Origin of the sequence: Streptomyces sp. R11, assembly GCF_041051905.1 — a bacterium.
In the GTDB taxonomy this organism is placed as follows: Bacteria; Actinomycetota; Actinomycetes; order Streptomycetales; family Streptomycetaceae; genus Streptomyces.
Map to the genome: position 1 here is coordinate 4,458,950 of NZ_CP163432.1, position 14,833 is coordinate 4,473,782.

The window sequence follows — 14,833 nt, forward strand, 5'->3', positions numbered from 1 at the left end:
GTTCCCAGCATGGAGCATGACCGAGTCACCGAGTGGCCCCCTCGGGGGCCGGGACTATGACGACCGGCGGGTTCATGCGGGACATCCGCCCGGGGCCGGAGCGGGTCGTGAGGCCGAGCCGGCCTTCGAAGGGCCCCTGCACGTCCTGTCCCGGGCCGCCTGGCAGGTCGTGCTGGGCACCGGGGTCTGTTCGCTGGTCCTGGGCATCCTGGTCCTGGTGTGGCCCGATGCCCCGCTCTTCGTCTCCGGGGTCCTCTTCGGGCTCTATCTCCTGATCAGCGGCGTCTTCCAGCTGGTCTCCGCGTTCGGCACGCACCGGACGACCTCGCTGCGGGTGCTGGCCTTCGTCAGCGGCACCGTGTCGGTCCTCCTCGGTCTGTTCTGCTTCCGCCGCCCGATGCAGTCGATCCTGCTGCTCGCCCTGTGGATCGGCATCGGCTGGCTCTTCCGCGGCGTCACCCAGACCCTGGCCGCCGCCTCCGACAAGTCCATGCCGGCCCGCGGCTGGCAGATCTTCCTCGGTGTCGTCACGATCGTCGGCGGAATCGTGCTGATCGACTCCCCGATCGAATCGGTCACCGTACTGATGCTGCTCGGCGGGTGCTGGCTGGTGGCGGTCGGTGTCGTCGAGATCGTCATCGGAATCCGGATGCGGCAGCGGGCGCGCCAGGTCCCGCACGAGCTGTGATACGCGCCGCGGACCAGTACGCCGTGCGGGCGTATCTCACGCCGAACGGGATGAACGCCGTACGGCCCCCGGGGAGATGACCTTCCGTGAGTACTGCGAGTACCGCACGACGCCACTCGCGCAGCCGGGCCTGGCTGCGGGTCCTCGTGCTGCTGCTCGCGTTGCTGGTGCCGGGCGCGCACGCCCAGGCACACGCCCTGCCCGTCGCGGTCGGCGTATCCGGCGAGGTCGCCGAGCACGACGTCCTCGACACGGCCCTGCGGCCACCGGCCCGTGCCGACCGGCGCAACGCCGTACGGACGCGTCCGGCCCCGCCCCCGAGGCCGGCGCCCGGCGCCGCACCGGCCCCTCGGTCCTGCGCGCCGCCTGGGCAGCCGTACGTCCCGCACATCCTGCGCACCGTGGTCCTGCGCTGCTGACAGACCCCAGCCACGAGGTCCGTCAGTACGACGCAAGGAGCACAGTCATGCCCACCGACCACTACGCGGTCCTGCGCGCCCTGCTGCGCGCCGAGGCCGTACGCAACACGCCGACGCCGCAGGTGAAGAAGGCCAAGCCGCAGCTTCCCCCGAAGGCCCGGGAGCGCGGCTGACGCTGGCGCGGCGGAGGCGGGCTCTCTCCAGGTCACCGCCTCCGCCGCGCCGTGCCGAACAGCGACCGGGTGATCTCCCGCCCGATCTGCGTACCGACCGACCGAGCCAGGGACTTGAACATGCCGCTGCCCACGACCTGCTCGACGACGGAGGGCTGCTCCTTGCGCCGAGCCCGCTGGTCCGCCGCCCCCGTCGCCTCGCGGATCTCGTCGGGCCCCTTCCCGCCGCGCGGCTCGCGCATCTCGTCCGGGCCCTTGCCGCCACGCGACTGGAGCCGCTCGTACGCCGACTCCCTGTCCACAGCCTGTGCATACCGCCCGTACAGCGCGGACGACGACACCGCCCGCTCCAGCGCGCCGGCCTTGACCGGGCCCATCAGCGACTCGGGGGCCCGCAGCCGGGTCGCGGCGACCGGTGTCGGGGCGCCCTTCTCGCTGAGCACCGTCACCACGGCCTCGCCGGTGCCGAGGCCGGTGAGGAGCTCCTCCAGGTCGTACGCCGAGTTGGGGAAGGTCTTCACCGTGGCCTTGAGCGCCTTCTGATCGTCGGGCGTGAAGGCGCGCAGTGCGTGCTGGACGCGGTTGCCGAGCTGGCCGAGCACATCGGCGGGGACGTCCTTCGGTGTCTGCGTCACGAAGAAGACGCCGACCGCTTTCGAGCGAATCAGACGCACGGTCTGCGTGATCGAGTCCAGGAAGGCCTTGGACGCGTCGTCGAACAGCAGATGCGCCTCGTCGAAGAAGAACACGAGCTTCGGCCTGTCGGCGTCCCCGACCTCGGGCAGGTCGTGGAAGAGATCCGCGAGCAGCCACATCAGGAAGGTCGAGAACAGCTGCGGTCTGTCCTGTACGGCGGCCAGTTCGAGGACCGACACGACGCCCCGCCCGTCGGGTGCCGTCCCCAGGAACTCGCTCGTGTCGAACTCCGGCTCCCCGAAGAAGTCCGCCATGCCCTGCGCCTCGAAGGCGGTCAGGGACCGCAGGATCACCCCGGCGGTGGCGGTCGAGAGCCCGCCGATGCTCCTGAGCTCTCCCTTGCCCTCGTCGGAAGTGAGGAAGGCGACGACCGCCCTGAGGTCCTTGAGGTCGACCAGCTCCAGACCCTTGGTGTCGGCGTAGTGGAAGATCAGGCCGAGGGACTGCTCCTGGGTGTGGTTGAGCTGGAGGACCTTGGACAGCAGGACCGGGCCGAAGCTGGTGACCGTGGCCCGTACGGGGATGCCGTGGCCGATGCCGCCGAGGGCGTAGAACTCGGCGGGGAAGCCGGTCGCCGCCCACTCCTGGTGGACCTCGGCGGCACGCGAGCGCACCTTGTCGTTCTGCTGCCCCGGCGCCGCAACCCCGGACAGGTCGCCCTTGATGTCCGCCAGGAACACCGGCACACCCTGCGCCGACAGCTGCTCGGCGATCAGCTGGAGCGTCTTGGTCTTGCCGGTGCCGGTGGCGCCCGCGACCAGACCGTGCCGGTTCAGCATGGGCAGGGGCACCCGGACCTGCGCGTCGGGCAGGCACCGGCCGTCCCAGAGCAGGGCGCCCAGATCGAGGGCGGGGCCGCCGAAGGCATACCCGGCGGCGATCTCCAGGGCCTCCTGCGGCAGCGCGGCGGCACTGCCCCGCACCTCGGGAGCCCCGGCCGACGGCACGGTCCCCGACCCGCCCATGGCCCTGCGCTCTCGCTCACTCATGCAGACCTCCGCCCACTGAAATTCCGACGTACCCCCCGTTCGGAGCAACCCCCGCACCACCCCGACTGCCCGTCGATCTGGCCGTCGCCGTCTCGATCTTTGCCGTTTCATTCCGTTTGCCCCGGCTTTTCCAGCGTCGCACTGCGTCGCCATGGCTGCGCCCGGAAGGTCTTGACCGGTAGGCTTTCCGTGTGATCTTCAAGCGCATCGGAAACGGCCGGCCGTACCCCGACCACGGCCGGGAAAGCACCCGGCAGTGGGCGGACGTCGCGCCGCGCCCGGTCCGCCTCGATCAGCTCGTGACGACCAAGGGTCAGCTCGATCTGGAAACCCTGCTCGCCGAGGACTCCACGTTCTACGGCGACCTCTTCGCGCACGTCGTGAAGTGGCAGGGCGACCTGTATCTGGAGGACGGCCTCCACCGCGCGGTGCGCGCGGCGCTGCAGCAGCGCCAGGTGCTGCACGCGCGCGTCCTCGAACTGGACTAACCCGGGTCGGCGCGCCCCGCGGGCGTCAGGTGTTGGCCCTTTCGGGTACGACCGGGCGTATCGAATGATCATCTAGTAGGCATTGCCGCTCGGGCGCACTACGCTGCGCCCATGAGCATGCTGACTCCCCCGGGCATGGGCGGCCAGTACCGGATCAAGGGGGACAAGTACCCGCGTATGCGCCGTCCTCGGCGGCGCGGCAGGCTCGTCGTCCTCACCGTCGCCTCGGCCGCCGTACTAGGCATGATCGGCTGGGGCACGCTGCAGCTCATCGATGTCTTCACGGACGGCGGGAAGGCCTCGGCGGCCGGCCCGAAGTCCGACTGCGGGTCCCGTGCGACGCCCTCGGCCGACGCAGCGGCGCCGCTGCCCGAGCCGGGCAAGATCACCGTCAACGTCTTCAACGCGACGACGCGCAGCGGCCTCGCCAAGCAGACCGCGGACGAGCTGAAGAAGCGCGGCTTCAAGATCGGCGACGTGGGCAACGCGGCCAAGGAGTTCGACAAGAAGGTCAAGGGCACCGGGATACTGCTCGGCCCGTCCTCGGCCCTGGACACCGCACTGCCCGTCCTCGGCACCCAGCTCGGCACCGCCGAGCGCCGCACCGACCCCGCGCGCAAGGGCCCGGCCGTCGACCTGATCATCGGCAACGGCTTCAAGGAGCTCACGAAGAAGGCGGACGCCGACAAGGCGCTGACCGCACTGGCCAACCCCGAGCCGACGCCCGACGCTTCGAAGCAGGGCTGCTGAGCAACGCCGCCAAGGGGCGCGCGGCTGTGCTTGCCGTGCGGCTCCGCCGCGTGGGCGCGACCAGCCATGACCGGCCGGCAGCCGCCCGTACATCCGCACCCCTGCGGCGAAAAGGCGTTCCGCCCGTCCTATTCGGCGGCGCCGTACAGGCGGTCCCCCGCGTCTCCCAGTCCCGGCACGATGTACCCGTGCTCGTTGAGGTGGTCGTCGACGGCGGCCGTCACGACCGTCACCGGCGTGCCCGCCAGCTCGCGTTCCATGAGCTCGACGCCCTCGGGGGCGGCCAGCAGCACCACGGCCGTGACGTCGTCGGCGCCGCGCTTGATGAGCTCCTGGATCGCCGCGACCAGCGTGCCGCCGGTGGCGAGCATCGGGTCCAGGACGTAGACCTGACGGCCCGAGAGGTCCTCGGGCATGCGCGTGGCGTACGTGGAGGCCTGAAGCGTCTCCTCGTTGCGGATCATGCCCAGGAAGCCCACCTCGGCGGTCGGCAGCAGCCGGACCATGCCGTCCAGCATGCCGAGGCCGGCGCGCAGGATCGGCACCACGAGGGGGCGCGGGTAGGAGAGCTTGACGCCGGTGGTGTCGGTGACCGGGGTCGTGATGTCGACCGCTTCGGTGCGCACGTCCCGCGTGGCCTCGTAGGCGAGCAGGGTGACCAGTTCGTCGGCGAGCCGGCGGAAGGTCGCGGAGTCGGTGCGCTGGTCGCGCAGCGCGGTGAGCTTGTGGGCGACCAGGGGGTGGTCGACGACGTGGAGACGCATGTCCACAACAGTAACCGGGCCCGGGATGCCCAGCGTCCTCACACGCAGCAATCCCCGGGCCATCACTTAGCCCGTGCGCTGGCATCAAACCGCCCATCGGAGGGAAAGTGGGAGAGACGTACCGGGGGTGGTGTGCCTATGCCTGACCGTGAGTCCCCGGCGGACACCGCGCAGGAGGAAGCCGACTCCGCGCGCCGTCGCCGCCGGGCACAGTTCCTGCGGGAGCTCGCCGAGGCCCGCGCGTTGCGGGACCGCGTCCAGCCACGCCGCGCCAAGACGGCCCGGCTGCGCCACGCCATGCGCATGCGAACGTTCCGCTGGTAGGGCTAGGCACCGGGGAAGATCCGCGCCCTTCGGGGGCGTTGAGGCGGTGGGCGTGCGTGGACACCTGGAAAAGCCGCGTACGATCCGCACGTGGCGGCAACGAGTGCGCTGGTGAGTCCTTCACGGACGTGCTCGCGGACCCCCTCGGGACGACGCGATCAAAACTGCCGGACACAGGGAGCCGAAGACGTCCCCTGAACGCATTGTTTCTGCCACGATTCCGAGTGGGTGGGCTCGGAGCACAGCTCTCCCCGCCCCCAACCTCCGCCGGGGGGACCCCCAACCGGCACGCCTATGACCAGTGGGAGAGTCACGGTGTACTTCGCCGCACTGCTCGCGCGCACCGAAGACGGGTGGGAAGCGAGCGACACAGAGCTCGACGATGTGGAGACCCTGTCGGATCTGGCCGAACTGGCCCGTGAAGCCTCGCCCGAGGACGACACGGTGCTGGTGCTCATCGAGCAGGAGGACGCCTGGTTCGGCGTCGTCCGCATCGACGGCGAGGACGACCCTCGTATCTACGTCTCGGACGCCGCCGCCGCTGCCCGCAGCAGCTACGGCGAGATCCTGCTCACCGACGAACTGCTCGGCAGGGAGCCCGGCGACGACAGCGCCGACCTGGACTCCCTGGACCTCGACGGCACGGAGGAGCCCGACGGCGACTCCGATGACGACGAGGAGGGCGGCGGCGCGGGCGCCGTCCCGCACAGCCCCGTCGGCGACAGCGAGATCCTCGACGACCTCGGCGTCGGCGAGAAGGAACTGAAGGCTCTGGACGCCGAGGACGCGCTGGGCGCCATTGCCGAGGCGCTGGGCGCCTCGGAGGTGCTGGAGACCGTCCGCTGACCTCGTTCGACCCGGGGTCGGTACCCGAGGGGCCCGAAGTGCCCGACCCCGTACGCGACCGCTGGCGGGCCGCGATGCGGCTCGCCCTGGACGAGGCCGACCTGGCCGTCCGGGGCGGGGACGTCCCCGTCGGCGCCGTCGTGCTGTCCGCCGACGGCACGACCGTGCTCGGCACCGGCCACAACGAGCGCGAGGCGACCGGCGATCCGACCGCGCACGCCGAGGTCCTGGCGATCCGCAGGGCCGCCGCGCAATTGGGAGGGGCGCCGCTAAGCGCCTCCGGCAAGGGTGGTGGCGGGCGGCGCGCGGGAGAATGGCGGCTGTCGGGCTGCACGCTCGTCGTCACGCTGGAACCCTGCACGATGTGCGCGGGCGCCATCGTGCAGTCCCGGGTGGACCGGGTCGTCTACGGCGCCCGGGACGAGAAGGCCGGCGCGGCGGGCTCCCTGTGGGACGTCGTGCGCGACCGGCGGCTCAATCACCGGCCCGAGGTGATCGAGGGCGTGCTCGCCGAGGAGTGCGCCCGGCTGCTCACGGACTTCTTCCGGAATCGGTGATCCGAGCTCGGCGAATACCGATTTCAGAGCAGGGCGGGGCGTGCTGTAAGGTCTCCCTCGGTAGCGTGTCCGAGCGGCCGAAGGAGCTCGCCTCGAAAGCGAGTGTGGCGCAAGTCACCGAGGGTTCAAATCCCTCCGCTACCGCTGTAGAAGGGCCTCGTCGTCAGACGGGGCCCTTCGTGCTGTTGATCTCCTGAGAGGCGCGAAGGTTACACTCACCGCCGGTAACACGGGGCCCTTTCGGCTCTTTCGACTCGTTCGGCGCAGCAGACACAGTCAGAAACAGCAGCCACAGGGGAGGCCGCGATGGCGGTGAATTCGAAGAAGGTCGCCGTCTATGTGGTCGTGGTCTTCGCGCTCTACGTGATCATCACGGACCCGGCCAAGGCCGCCGACTACGTGCAGATAGGGTTCGAGGGCATATCGGACGCCGCCCAGGCCATCGGCGACTTCATGACGTGGATCGCCAACGGTGGCGACAGCTAGGTCCTGCCGCAGGGAGAACTCATGATCCGCCACCTGGTCCTCTTCAAGCTCAACGAGGGCGTCGAGCGCGACGACCCGCGGGTCGTGGAGGGCGTCGAGGCCTTCCGCTCGCTGGAGGGCAAGATCCCCGAGCTGCGCCACTGGGAGCTGGGCTGGAACTTCAGCGACCGCCCCATCGCCTACGACTTCGCCATCAACTCCGCCTTCGAGGACACCGCCGCCCTCCGCACCTACGCGGAGCACCCCGAGCATCAGGCGGGCGTCGCCCTGTGGCGGGAGTTCGCCACCTGGGTGATCGCCGACTACGAATTCTGAGCCGCGGTCCCCCGGCTCCCCACGGAACCCCAGCAGCCCTCCGCCGGAACGGCGGGGGGCTCTCGCGTGTCTTGCGCAGCGTTCCATCCCCAACACGGGATTATGCGGTACTTGAACACAATGAACTGTCTTGTGATGCTATGACCGCTTTTGACGGATGAGTTGATGGATCACGAGGTGGAGTTGACCGTGCCGGCCAGTACTGCGCCTCAAGCCCCGACCCAGGAGGACACCCCCGCGTCCCCGCCGCCCCGCAGCCGCGGTGCCGACACCCGGGCGCTGACCCAGGTGCTCTTCGGGGAGCTCAAGGACCTGAAGCCGGGCACGCCGGAGCACAACCGCGTGCGCGGGGCGCTCATCGAGGCCAACCTCCCGCTCGTGCGCTATGCGGCCGCCCGCTTCCGCTCCCGCAACGAGCCGATGGAGGACGTGATCCAGGTCGGCACGATCGGGCTCATCAACGCCATCGACCGCTTCGACCCGGAGCGGGGCGTGCAGTTCCCGACGTTCGCCATGCCGACGGTCGTCGGCGAGATCAAGCGGTACTTCCGGGACAACGTCCGCACGGTGCACGTACCGCGCCGGCTGCACGAGCTGTGGGTCCAGGTCAACAGCGCGACCGAGGACCTCACCACCTCCTTCGGGCGCACCCCCACCACCGCCGAGATCGCCGAGCGGCTGCGCATCACCGAGGACGAGGTGCTGTCCTGCATCGAGGCCGGACGCTCGTACCACGCCACCTCGCTGGAGGCCGCACAGGAGGGCGACGGGCTGCCCGGACTGCTGGACCGGCTCGGCTACGAGGACCCCGCCCTGGACGGCGTGGAACACCGGGACCTCGTCCGGCACCTGCTGGTCCAACTCCCCGAACGCGAGCAGAGAATCCTTCTTCTGCGGTACTACAGCAACCTCACCCAATCGCAAATCAGTGCGGAACTCGGGGTCTCCCAGATGCACGTTTCGAGGCTACTCGCGCGTAGCTTCCAGCGACTGCGTTCGGCGAACCGGATCGACGCGTAACCGCAAGCAGGATCGAGTCGTCACCGCCGCGAGCGAATCGCTCACCAGGGTGGATCCCGACAGTTCCCTGTTGAAAAACCGTCAGACCCCCTTTATCCAGGGCGGATTCGAGTCTCACATGTCGACATGTCACTACAGCGTGTTGCCGACATGTGACATTCTTCGGGAAGCGCGTTTGCCGTGGCTTCGGCTCCGGTATTCAGGTGAAGGCTGGCGTTCCTCGTTCGGAGCGTTCGCCACGACCGTCCCGCGACCCAAAGGGGGTGGCATGTCCGCAGACCAGGGCAGCTCGAAGGTGCTCACGCTCACAAAGAGCGAGTCCGCGCCCGACGCCGTTCTCGACGACGTCACGGCTCTGGAGGCCGTCCCGGCCCAGGCCCTCCCGGCAACCGATGTCCCGGCCGTACCGGCCTCGGGTGACATCGACACCCGCACCCTGTCCCGCTCCCTGTTCCTGCGGCTCGCCGCACTGGACGAGCACAGCCCCGAGCGCGCGTACGTTCGGGACACGCTGATCGAGCTCAACCTCCCGCTGGTGCGCTACGCGGCCGCCCGCTTCCGCTCGCGCAACGAGCCGATGGAGGACATCGTCCAGGTCGGCACCATCGGCCTGATCAAGGCGATCGACCGCTTCGACTGCGAACGGGGCGTGGAGTTCCCGACGTTCGCCATGCCGACGGTCGTCGGCGAGATCAAGCGGTTCTTCCGTGACACCTCGTGGTCGGTGCGCGTCCCGCGCCGACTCCAGGAGCTGCGGCTGGCCCTCACCAAGGCCAGCGACGAGCTCTCCCAGAAGCTGGACCGCTCCCCGACGGTGACCGAACTCGCCACCGTGCTCGGCGTGTCCGAGGAGGACGTCGTCGACGGCCTCGCGGTCGGCAACGCGTACACCGCCTCCTCGCTGGACTCCCCGGCCCCGGAGGACGACGGCGGCGAGGGCTCCCTGGCCGACCGGCTCGGGTACGAGGACACCGCGCTCGAGGGCGTCGAGTACCGCGAGTCCCTCAAGCCCCTGCTGGCCAAACTCCCGCCCCGCGAGCGCCGGATCATCATGCTCCGCTTCTTCGCGAACATGACCCAGTCGCAGATCGGCGAGGAGGTCGGCATCTCCCAGATGCACGTCTCCCGGCTGCTGACCCGGACCCTGGCGCAGCTGCGTGAAGGGCTCATCTCCGACTGACCCCTGCTGTGCCCTTCATATTTGACGGAGCGTCAGCCACCATGGCCCGATGCTTCGCCGGATATGGACGACCTCGACACCTGGCCGTCGGCGCGCCGTGATCGGCGCTTCGGCGGCCGTCGTCTGCCTGGGCGGGGCTCTGGCCGCGTGCGGAGGCGGCGGAGACGGTGACGGGTACGTCGCGACAGGCGCGGCGGGCGGTCCGCCCCGCGTCTCCGGTACGGCCGGCGCGCCGACGGGCGAGGTGACGCTTGTGCCGCTCGACGGGCCGAAGGGCGGCGGGGGCGGCGACGACAGCGATGGCAGCGGTGAGAGTGGCGGTAACTCCCCTGATCAGGGCGGGAGTCAGGAGCCGACAGCCTCCCGGGAAGCAGTGCACCGAGGAATGGAGGGTCCCGGCCGCATCCCGAGTGAAACCCCCGGCCGCGCGGTCACACCGGCCGACCCCGCGGCCCCGCCCAGCAGTTCACCCGTGGCCTCGACGCCAGCGACCACTCCCTCGCCCGCGAAGCTGACCGTGAGCGACCCCCTACGGGAGACCACCGACAAGCGCTGGTGCGAGAAGGTGACGCTCGACTTCCACAACTCGGGCGGCACAGCCGTGCGTTCGGGGACCGTCACCTTCGGCACCCACATCATCGGCGCGCTGGGCATCGACTGGGCGACCATCGAGTCGTCACAGGAACTCCCGGCGCCGATCAGAGCCGGCGCGCGCAAGGAGAAGAGCTGGACGGTGTGCGTCGAGTCCTGGCGGGTGCCGCTCGGCATGCGCATCGAGACGCAGGACGTCTCCGTCCGGTGGAAGTGAACCCGGCAGCGTCTACTTGAGCGCCAGCCAGGCCACCGCCGCCACGATCGCCACGGCGACGATCACGCCGACGATGAGGCCGATGCGGGGACCGGAGGAGGCCTGCTGCTGCCGACCGCCCTGCGGGCCCTCGTCGACGAACGCGCGGAACATCTGGGTGCTGCCTGCGGGGTCGTGGTTGCCCTGGGGGCCCTGGGTGTTAGCCATGGCCTGAGACCCTAGCGAATCCGCCCGTTCGGCCCAAGTGGGGGCTCCCGCCCTGCACAGGGGGTCACAGGACCCACCCGACCTGCACATTTACGGTCGCAATACTTGCCTTTGCCAAGTTTTTGCGGCCCGGTCAGCCCTTTTGTTTGCCTGTAGCAACCAATGGCTTCTATGGTTGCCCTAAGCAACAAACGACGGAGGTGTGATGGCCGAGCGGGCGCAGTACGAGGAGCTGGTCCGTCAGTTCAGCGCCTTCGGCGCTGTGAAGCGGGAGATGGGGCGGGTCCTGCCGTCCGACTGTCCCGCCGGTTCCGCCGCCGTCCTGACGTTGCTGGACCGCCACGGCGACATGCGCATGAGCAAGCTCGCGGAGTTGCTGGCCGTGGACATGTCGGTCACCAGTCGCCATGTCGCCCACATCGTGGAGCGCGGCTGGATCGAACGGTCCGCCGACCCGGCGGACAAGCGCTCACGCATCCTGCGCCTGACGCCCGAGGGCCTGGCACAGGTGGACCGGCTGTCGCGGTGCACCACGCAGATGCTCGCCGAGCGACTGAGCGACTGGACCGATGACGAGGTCGCCCAGCTCACCCGGCTCATGGCGCGGCTGAGGTCGTCCTTCGACGAGTCCCCCCGTACACCCGCGATCACCCAGTAGGAAAAGGAATTTCATGGCAACGACCACACCAGCCGGTGTGCGGGCGCACGCCAAGCACTCAGCAGGTGCCTCCGCCGACGGCGCCCCGATGTCGCACCGGCAGATCATGGAGGCACTGACCGGGCTGCTGCTCGGCATGTTCGTCGCGATCCTGTCGTCGACGATCGTCTCCAACGCCCTGCCCGACATCATCAAGGACCTCGGCGGCGGCCAGAGCGCCTACACCTGGGTGGTCACCGCGTCGCTGCTGGCGATGACCGCGTCCACGCCACTGTGGGGCAAGCTCGCCGACCTCTTCTCCAAGAAGCTCCTCATACAGCTGGCCCTCGTGGTCTTCGTGGCCGGCTCCGCGCTGGCCGGTCTTTCGCAGAACCCGGCCATGCTCATCACGTTCCGCGCGGTGCAGGGCATCGGCATGGGCGGTCTGTCCTCGCTGGCCCAGATCATCCTGGCCGCGATGATCTCCCCCCGGGAGCGCGGCCGGTACAACGGCTACCTCGGCGCCACCTTCGCGACCGCGATGGTCGGCGGCCCGCTGATCGGCGGTGTCATCACCGACACCGACTGGCTCGGCTGGCGCTGGTGCTTCTACGTCGGCGTGCCCTTCGCCGTCGTCGCGCTGATCGTGCTGCAGCGCACCCTGCACCTCCCGGTCGTCCGCCGGAAGGTCAAGGTCGACTGGGCGGGCGCGTTCTTCATCACCGCCGCGGTCTGTCTGCTGCTGGTCTGGGTGACCTTCGCCGGTGACAAGTACGACTGGCTGTCCTGGCAGACGTACGCGATGACCGGCGGCGCGCTCGCACTGCTGCTGGTCTTCGTCCTCGTCGAGTCCAAGGCGAGCGAGCCGATCATCCCGCTGCGGCTGTTCCGCAACCGCACCATCACACTCGCCTCGCTGGCCTCCCTGTTCGTCGGCATCGCGATGTTCGCGGGCACGATCTTCTTCAGCCAGTACTTCCAGCTGGCCCGCAACGAGTCGCCGACCATGTCCGGTGTCCTGACGATCCCGATGATCGTCGGCCTGTTCGTCTCCTCGACCGTCTCCGGCCAGGTCATCACCCGCACCGGCCGCTGGAAGGCGTGGCTGCTCGCCGGCGGTGTGCTGGTGACGGCGGGCCTCGGGCTGCTGGGCACGATCCGCTACGACACCGCGTACTGGCACGTCGCGATCTTCATGGCCCTGCTGGGTCTCGGCGTCGGCATGATGATGCAGAACCTGGTCCTGGCCACGCAGAACCAGGTGGCCCCGAGCGACCTGGGCGTCGCCAGCTCGGTCGTGAACTTCTTCCGCTCCCTCGGCGGCGCCATGGGCGTCTCGGCCCTCGGCGCGGTCCTCAGCCACCGCATCACCCACTACGCCGAGGAGGGCCTGACCAAGCTCGGCGTGCAGGGCTCCGCCAGCGGCCACGGCGAGATCCCCGACCTCGACGCGCTGCCGGGGCCGGTGCGCACGGTCATCGAGAGCGCGTACGGCCACGGCGTCGCGGACGTCTTCCTGTACGCCGCGCCGATCGCCTTCCTCGCCCTCCTGTTCGCCCTGTTCATCAAGGAGGTCCCGCTGAAGACCAAGGGAGCCCTGGCCCAGGCCGCCGAGGGCGCGGAGCCCGCGACGCCGGAGTCCGCCGAGGCTGCCGCGCCGGCCGCCGCGCAGGAACGGGTCCCGAGCTGGGCCGCCGCCTCCTCCGACACGGAGGCCGCTCCCGACGGCACCCAGAAGCTCGCCGCCGTCGCCACGGTGGCGCGTGCCGAGGAGTCCGGCGGTGCGTCGTCCGGCGGCGTCCCGGTCCGCGGCTTCGTGCGGGGCGCGGAGAGCGCACCGGTGCCGCAGGCCGCCGTCACACTGATCTCCCTGGCCGGGCGCCAGCTGGGCCGCTCGGTGGCACAGGCCGACGGCTCGTACGCGGTCGACGCGCCGGGCGCGGGCTCCTACGTCCTGATCGCCTCCGCCGACGGCTTCCAGCCGCAGGCCTCCACGATCGTCGTCAACGGTGACGAGGCGGTGGCGTACGACATCCTGCTCAGCGGCACCAGCGGCCTGACCGGTGTGGTCCGGGCCGCGGGGAGCGCGCTGCCCGTGAAGGACGCGATGGTGATCGTCACCGACGTGCGCGGCGATCTGCTGGCCACGGCGGCCACCGGCGAGCAGGGCGAGTTCGGCTTCGCCGAGCTGGTCCCGGGTGCCGTGACCGTCGCTGTGAACGCCGCCGGATACCGGCCGCGCGCCCTGCCCGTCGAGATCGGCGGCACCGGGGTCACCCGGGTCGAGGTCGACCTGGAGGCAGGTGCCCAGGTCCAGGGCGTCGTACGGGCGCCGCACGGTCCGCTGGCCGACGCGCGCGTCACGTTGGTGGACGCCGCGGGCAACGTCGTGGGCAGTGCCACCACCGGGCCGGACGGGGCGTACGCCTTCACCGACCTGGACGGCGGCGAGTACACGGTCATCGCGACGGGCTACCCGCCGGTGGCGACCGCACTGACGGTGACCGGACCCGGCACCGACGACCACGACATCGAACTCGCCCACCCCGGCGAGTAGTCGAACTCCGGCCCGTGGTGGCGGCGCGCTCTGAGCGGAGGTGCGCCGCTGCCACGGGCCGGTTCCTTGAGACTGAGGAGTACGTGAGATGGGACTGACCGCGAGGATCCGTACCCGGGACGGTTGGGCCGTGTCGCACGCGGTCGTCACGGTGACCGACATGACGGGCACGCAGGTGCTGCGGGCGGAGGCGGACGCGGAGGGAGCCGTACGGGACGCGAACCCGCTGGCCCCGGGGGCGTACACCGTCATCGTCACCGCCGTCGGCTACGCCCCCGCCGCCGCGAGCGCGATCGTCACCGCGAGCGGCCGGGCCGAGGTCGGCACGGTGACGCTGGCCCGGCAGGGCGGCACGGAACTGCCGCCGCCCGGGCCGTGGACCGTCGACCCGGCCCACTCCAGCGTCGCCGCCGTCGCCCAGCACCTGGGGATCTCCAGCGTGCACGGCCGGTTCACCCAGTTCTCCGGCGCCATCGAGATCGCACCCGACGACATCACCAAGTCCCGTGTGGAGGCGGTGATCCGGGCCGACTCGATCGACACGGGCAACGGCATGCGGGACGGGCACCTGAAGTCGCCGGACTTCCTGGATGTGGAGAAGTACCCCGAGATCACGTATCGCTCGACGGGGGTCACGGCTGCCGCGGGCACCGACCGCTGGACGGTGCGCGGCGAGCTGGCCATGCATGGTGTCGTACGGCCCGTCGACCTGGACCTGGCCTACCTCGGCACGGGGGCCGACCCCTGGGGCGGGACACGGGCGGCGTTCCGCGCGACGACCGAGCTGCACCGCGACGACTTCGCCATGAACTACAACCAGGTCGTACAGGCGGGGATCGCGGCCATCGGTACGACACTCAAGGTCGAGCTGGACATCCAGGCGGTGCAGGGCGAGACACTGCCGCAAGCGTAACCACGGCAGGGTCAGG

At 70.2% G+C, this 14,833-nt stretch carries 19 protein-coding genes and 1 tRNA gene; 17 read left to right on the forward strand and 3 right to left on the reverse strand.

The annotated features are described in order from the left end of the window. The first annotated feature begins 16 nt into the window (after positions 1 to 16). The 3 genes from AB5J55_RS20345 to AB5J55_RS20355 all read left to right on the forward strand — a co-directional run bounded on the left by AB5J55_RS20345 (position 17) and on the right by AB5J55_RS20355 (position 1,280). Entirely contained in the window at positions 17 to 688 is a 672-nt protein-coding gene (locus tag AB5J55_RS20345) for an HdeD family acid-resistance protein (RefSeq protein ID WP_369272055.1), read from the forward strand. Positions 689 to 774: 86 nt separating this feature from the next. Beyond that, positions 775 to 1,107 carry a hypothetical protein gene (locus tag AB5J55_RS20350; protein WP_369272056.1) on the forward strand — a complete coding sequence of 111 codons (333 nt, stop codon included), beginning with the start codon at positions 775 to 777 and terminating at the stop codon, positions 1,105 to 1,107. A gap of 47 nt (positions 1,108 to 1,154) precedes the next feature. Further along, entirely contained in the window at positions 1,155 to 1,280 is a 126-nt protein-coding gene (locus tag AB5J55_RS20355) for a hypothetical protein (RefSeq protein WP_369272057.1), read from the forward strand. 32 nt (positions 1,281 to 1,312) lie between these two features. On the opposite strand, the gene AB5J55_RS20360 is transcribed toward AB5J55_RS20355, so the two are convergent. Further along, positions 1,313 to 2,941 (reverse strand): helicase HerA-like domain-containing protein, encoded by a 1,629-nt coding sequence (locus AB5J55_RS20360; protein WP_369276241.1) that lies wholly within the window; start codon positions 2,939 to 2,941, stop codon positions 1,313 to 1,315. Positions 2,942 to 3,156: 215 nt separating this feature from the next. Here AB5J55_RS20360 and AB5J55_RS20365 point away from each other — a divergent pair, with 215 nt between their 5' ends. Together AB5J55_RS20365 and AB5J55_RS20370 are read left to right on the forward strand one after the other, a co-directional pair. Beyond that, positions 3,157 to 3,453 carry a type II toxin-antitoxin system VapB family antitoxin gene (locus AB5J55_RS20365; RefSeq protein WP_003999914.1) on the forward strand — a complete coding sequence of 99 codons (297 nt, stop codon included), beginning with the start codon at positions 3,157 to 3,159 and terminating at the stop codon, positions 3,451 to 3,453. A 135-nt stretch (positions 3,454 to 3,588) separates the two neighbouring features. Then, positions 3,589 to 4,203, forward strand: coding sequence for a LytR C-terminal domain-containing protein (locus tag AB5J55_RS20370; RefSeq protein ID WP_369276242.1), 615 nt, complete (start codon positions 3,589 to 3,591; stop codon positions 4,201 to 4,203). A gap of 128 nt (positions 4,204 to 4,331) precedes the next feature. Here AB5J55_RS20370 and upp read toward each other — a convergent pair whose 3' ends face one another. Further along, positions 4,332 to 4,967 (reverse strand): uracil phosphoribosyltransferase, encoded by a 636-nt coding sequence (gene upp, locus AB5J55_RS20375; RefSeq protein ID WP_328880640.1) that lies wholly within the window; start codon positions 4,965 to 4,967, stop codon positions 4,332 to 4,334. Positions 4,968 to 5,105: 138 nt separating this feature from the next. Between upp and AB5J55_RS20380 the strand changes: the two genes are divergently transcribed. From AB5J55_RS20380 to AB5J55_RS20420, 9 genes are all read left to right on the forward strand, one after another. Continuing rightward, the gene (locus AB5J55_RS20380) at positions 5,106 to 5,291 is read left to right on the forward strand and encodes a hypothetical protein (protein WP_362387036.1); all 186 of its coding nucleotides are present in this window, start codon (positions 5,106 to 5,108) and stop codon (positions 5,289 to 5,291) included. A 315-nt stretch (positions 5,292 to 5,606) separates the two neighbouring features. Beyond that, on the forward strand, positions 5,607 to 6,137 hold the full coding sequence (locus AB5J55_RS20385) for a hypothetical protein (RefSeq protein ID WP_369276243.1): 531 nt from the start codon (positions 5,607 to 5,609) through the stop codon (positions 6,135 to 6,137). A 74-nt stretch (positions 6,138 to 6,211) separates the two neighbouring features. Next, the gene (locus AB5J55_RS20390; RefSeq protein ID WP_369276244.1) at positions 6,212 to 6,694 is read left to right on the forward strand and encodes a nucleoside deaminase; all 483 of its coding nucleotides are present in this window, start codon (positions 6,212 to 6,214) and stop codon (positions 6,692 to 6,694) included. Positions 6,695 to 6,753: 59 nt separating this feature from the next. Then, positions 6,754 to 6,838 (forward strand) — tRNA-Ser (locus AB5J55_RS20395). Between the two features lie 162 nt (positions 6,839 to 7,000). Continuing rightward, positions 7,001 to 7,180, forward strand: coding sequence for a hypothetical protein (locus AB5J55_RS20400; protein ID WP_328880638.1), 180 nt, complete (start codon positions 7,001 to 7,003; stop codon positions 7,178 to 7,180). Positions 7,181 to 7,201: 21 nt separating this feature from the next. Beyond that, a complete protein-coding gene (locus tag AB5J55_RS20405; protein ID WP_369272058.1) occupies positions 7,202 to 7,495 on the forward strand; it encodes a Dabb family protein in 294 nt (97 codons plus the stop codon). Positions 7,496 to 7,660: 165 nt separating this feature from the next. After that, entirely contained in the window at positions 7,661 to 8,515 is an 855-nt protein-coding gene (locus AB5J55_RS20410) for an RNA polymerase sigma factor SigF (protein ID WP_365061423.1), read from the forward strand. 268 nt (positions 8,516 to 8,783) lie between these two features. Continuing rightward, entirely contained in the window at positions 8,784 to 9,695 is a 912-nt protein-coding gene (locus tag AB5J55_RS20415) for an RNA polymerase sigma factor SigF (RefSeq protein WP_369272059.1), read from the forward strand. A 49-nt stretch (positions 9,696 to 9,744) separates the two neighbouring features. Continuing rightward, a complete protein-coding gene (locus AB5J55_RS20420) occupies positions 9,745 to 10,503 on the forward strand; it encodes a hypothetical protein (protein ID WP_369272060.1) in 759 nt (252 codons plus the stop codon). A gap of 12 nt (positions 10,504 to 10,515) precedes the next feature. Here the strand turns inward: AB5J55_RS20420 and AB5J55_RS20425 are convergent, their stop codons facing one another. Then, positions 10,516 to 10,710, reverse strand: a complete 195-nt coding sequence (locus AB5J55_RS20425; protein WP_148000232.1) for a hypothetical protein — start codon at positions 10,708 to 10,710, stop codon at positions 10,516 to 10,518. 205 nt (positions 10,711 to 10,915) lie between these two features. Here AB5J55_RS20425 and AB5J55_RS20430 point away from each other — a divergent pair, with 205 nt between their 5' ends. The 3 genes from AB5J55_RS20430 (at position 10,916) to AB5J55_RS20440 (ending at position 14,817) form a co-directional block, all read left to right on the forward strand. Beyond that, entirely contained in the window at positions 10,916 to 11,368 is a 453-nt protein-coding gene (locus AB5J55_RS20430; RefSeq protein ID WP_369272061.1) for a MarR family winged helix-turn-helix transcriptional regulator, read from the forward strand. Between the two features lie 13 nt (positions 11,369 to 11,381). Further along, positions 11,382 to 13,904, forward strand: coding sequence for an MFS transporter (locus AB5J55_RS20435; RefSeq protein ID WP_369272062.1), 2,523 nt, complete (start codon positions 11,382 to 11,384; stop codon positions 13,902 to 13,904). Positions 13,905 to 13,992: 88 nt separating this feature from the next. Next, positions 13,993 to 14,817, forward strand: a complete 825-nt coding sequence (locus AB5J55_RS20440; RefSeq protein ID WP_369272063.1) for a YceI family protein — start codon at positions 13,993 to 13,995, stop codon at positions 14,815 to 14,817. Positions 14,818 to 14,833 lie beyond the last annotated feature (16 nt).

Excerpts from the sequence above, each read along its gene's own strand:
- AB5J55_RS20345 (WP_369272055.1), top strand. The coding sequence starts at position 17 with ATGACCGAGTCACCGAGTGGCCCCCTCGGGGGCCGGGACTATGACGAC.
- AB5J55_RS20355 (WP_369272057.1), top strand. The coding sequence starts at position 1,155 with ATGCCCACCGACCACTACGCGGTCCTGCGCGCCCTGCTGCGCGCCGAG.
- AB5J55_RS20360 (WP_369276241.1), bottom strand. The coding sequence starts at position 2,941 with ATGGGCGGGTCGGGGACCGTGCCGTCGGCCGGGGCTCCCGAGGTGCGG.
- AB5J55_RS20370 (WP_369276242.1), top strand. The coding sequence starts at position 3,589 with ATGGGCGGCCAGTACCGGATCAAGGGGGACAAGTACCCGCGTATGCGC.
- upp (WP_328880640.1), bottom strand. The coding sequence starts at position 4,967 with ATGCGTCTCCACGTCGTCGACCACCCCCTGGTCGCCCACAAGCTCACC.
- AB5J55_RS20380 (WP_362387036.1), top strand. The coding sequence starts at position 5,106 with ATGCCTGACCGTGAGTCCCCGGCGGACACCGCGCAGGAGGAAGCCGAC.
- AB5J55_RS20390 (WP_369276244.1), top strand. The coding sequence starts at position 6,212 with ATGCGGCTCGCCCTGGACGAGGCCGACCTGGCCGTCCGGGGCGGGGAC.
- AB5J55_RS20400 (WP_328880638.1), top strand. The coding sequence starts at position 7,001 with ATGGCGGTGAATTCGAAGAAGGTCGCCGTCTATGTGGTCGTGGTCTTC.
- AB5J55_RS20405 (WP_369272058.1), top strand. The coding sequence starts at position 7,202 with ATGATCCGCCACCTGGTCCTCTTCAAGCTCAACGAGGGCGTCGAGCGC.
- AB5J55_RS20410 (WP_365061423.1), top strand. The coding sequence starts at position 7,661 with ATGGATCACGAGGTGGAGTTGACCGTGCCGGCCAGTACTGCGCCTCAA.
- AB5J55_RS20415 (WP_369272059.1), top strand. The coding sequence starts at position 8,784 with ATGTCCGCAGACCAGGGCAGCTCGAAGGTGCTCACGCTCACAAAGAGC.
- AB5J55_RS20420 (WP_369272060.1), top strand. The coding sequence starts at position 9,745 with ATGCTTCGCCGGATATGGACGACCTCGACACCTGGCCGTCGGCGCGCC.
- AB5J55_RS20425 (WP_148000232.1), bottom strand. The coding sequence starts at position 10,710 with ATGGCTAACACCCAGGGCCCCCAGGGCAACCACGACCCCGCAGGCAGC.
- AB5J55_RS20430 (WP_369272061.1), top strand. The coding sequence starts at position 10,916 with ATGGCCGAGCGGGCGCAGTACGAGGAGCTGGTCCGTCAGTTCAGCGCC.
- AB5J55_RS20435 (WP_369272062.1), top strand. The coding sequence starts at position 11,382 with ATGGCAACGACCACACCAGCCGGTGTGCGGGCGCACGCCAAGCACTCA.
- AB5J55_RS20440 (WP_369272063.1), top strand. The coding sequence starts at position 13,993 with ATGGGACTGACCGCGAGGATCCGTACCCGGGACGGTTGGGCCGTGTCG.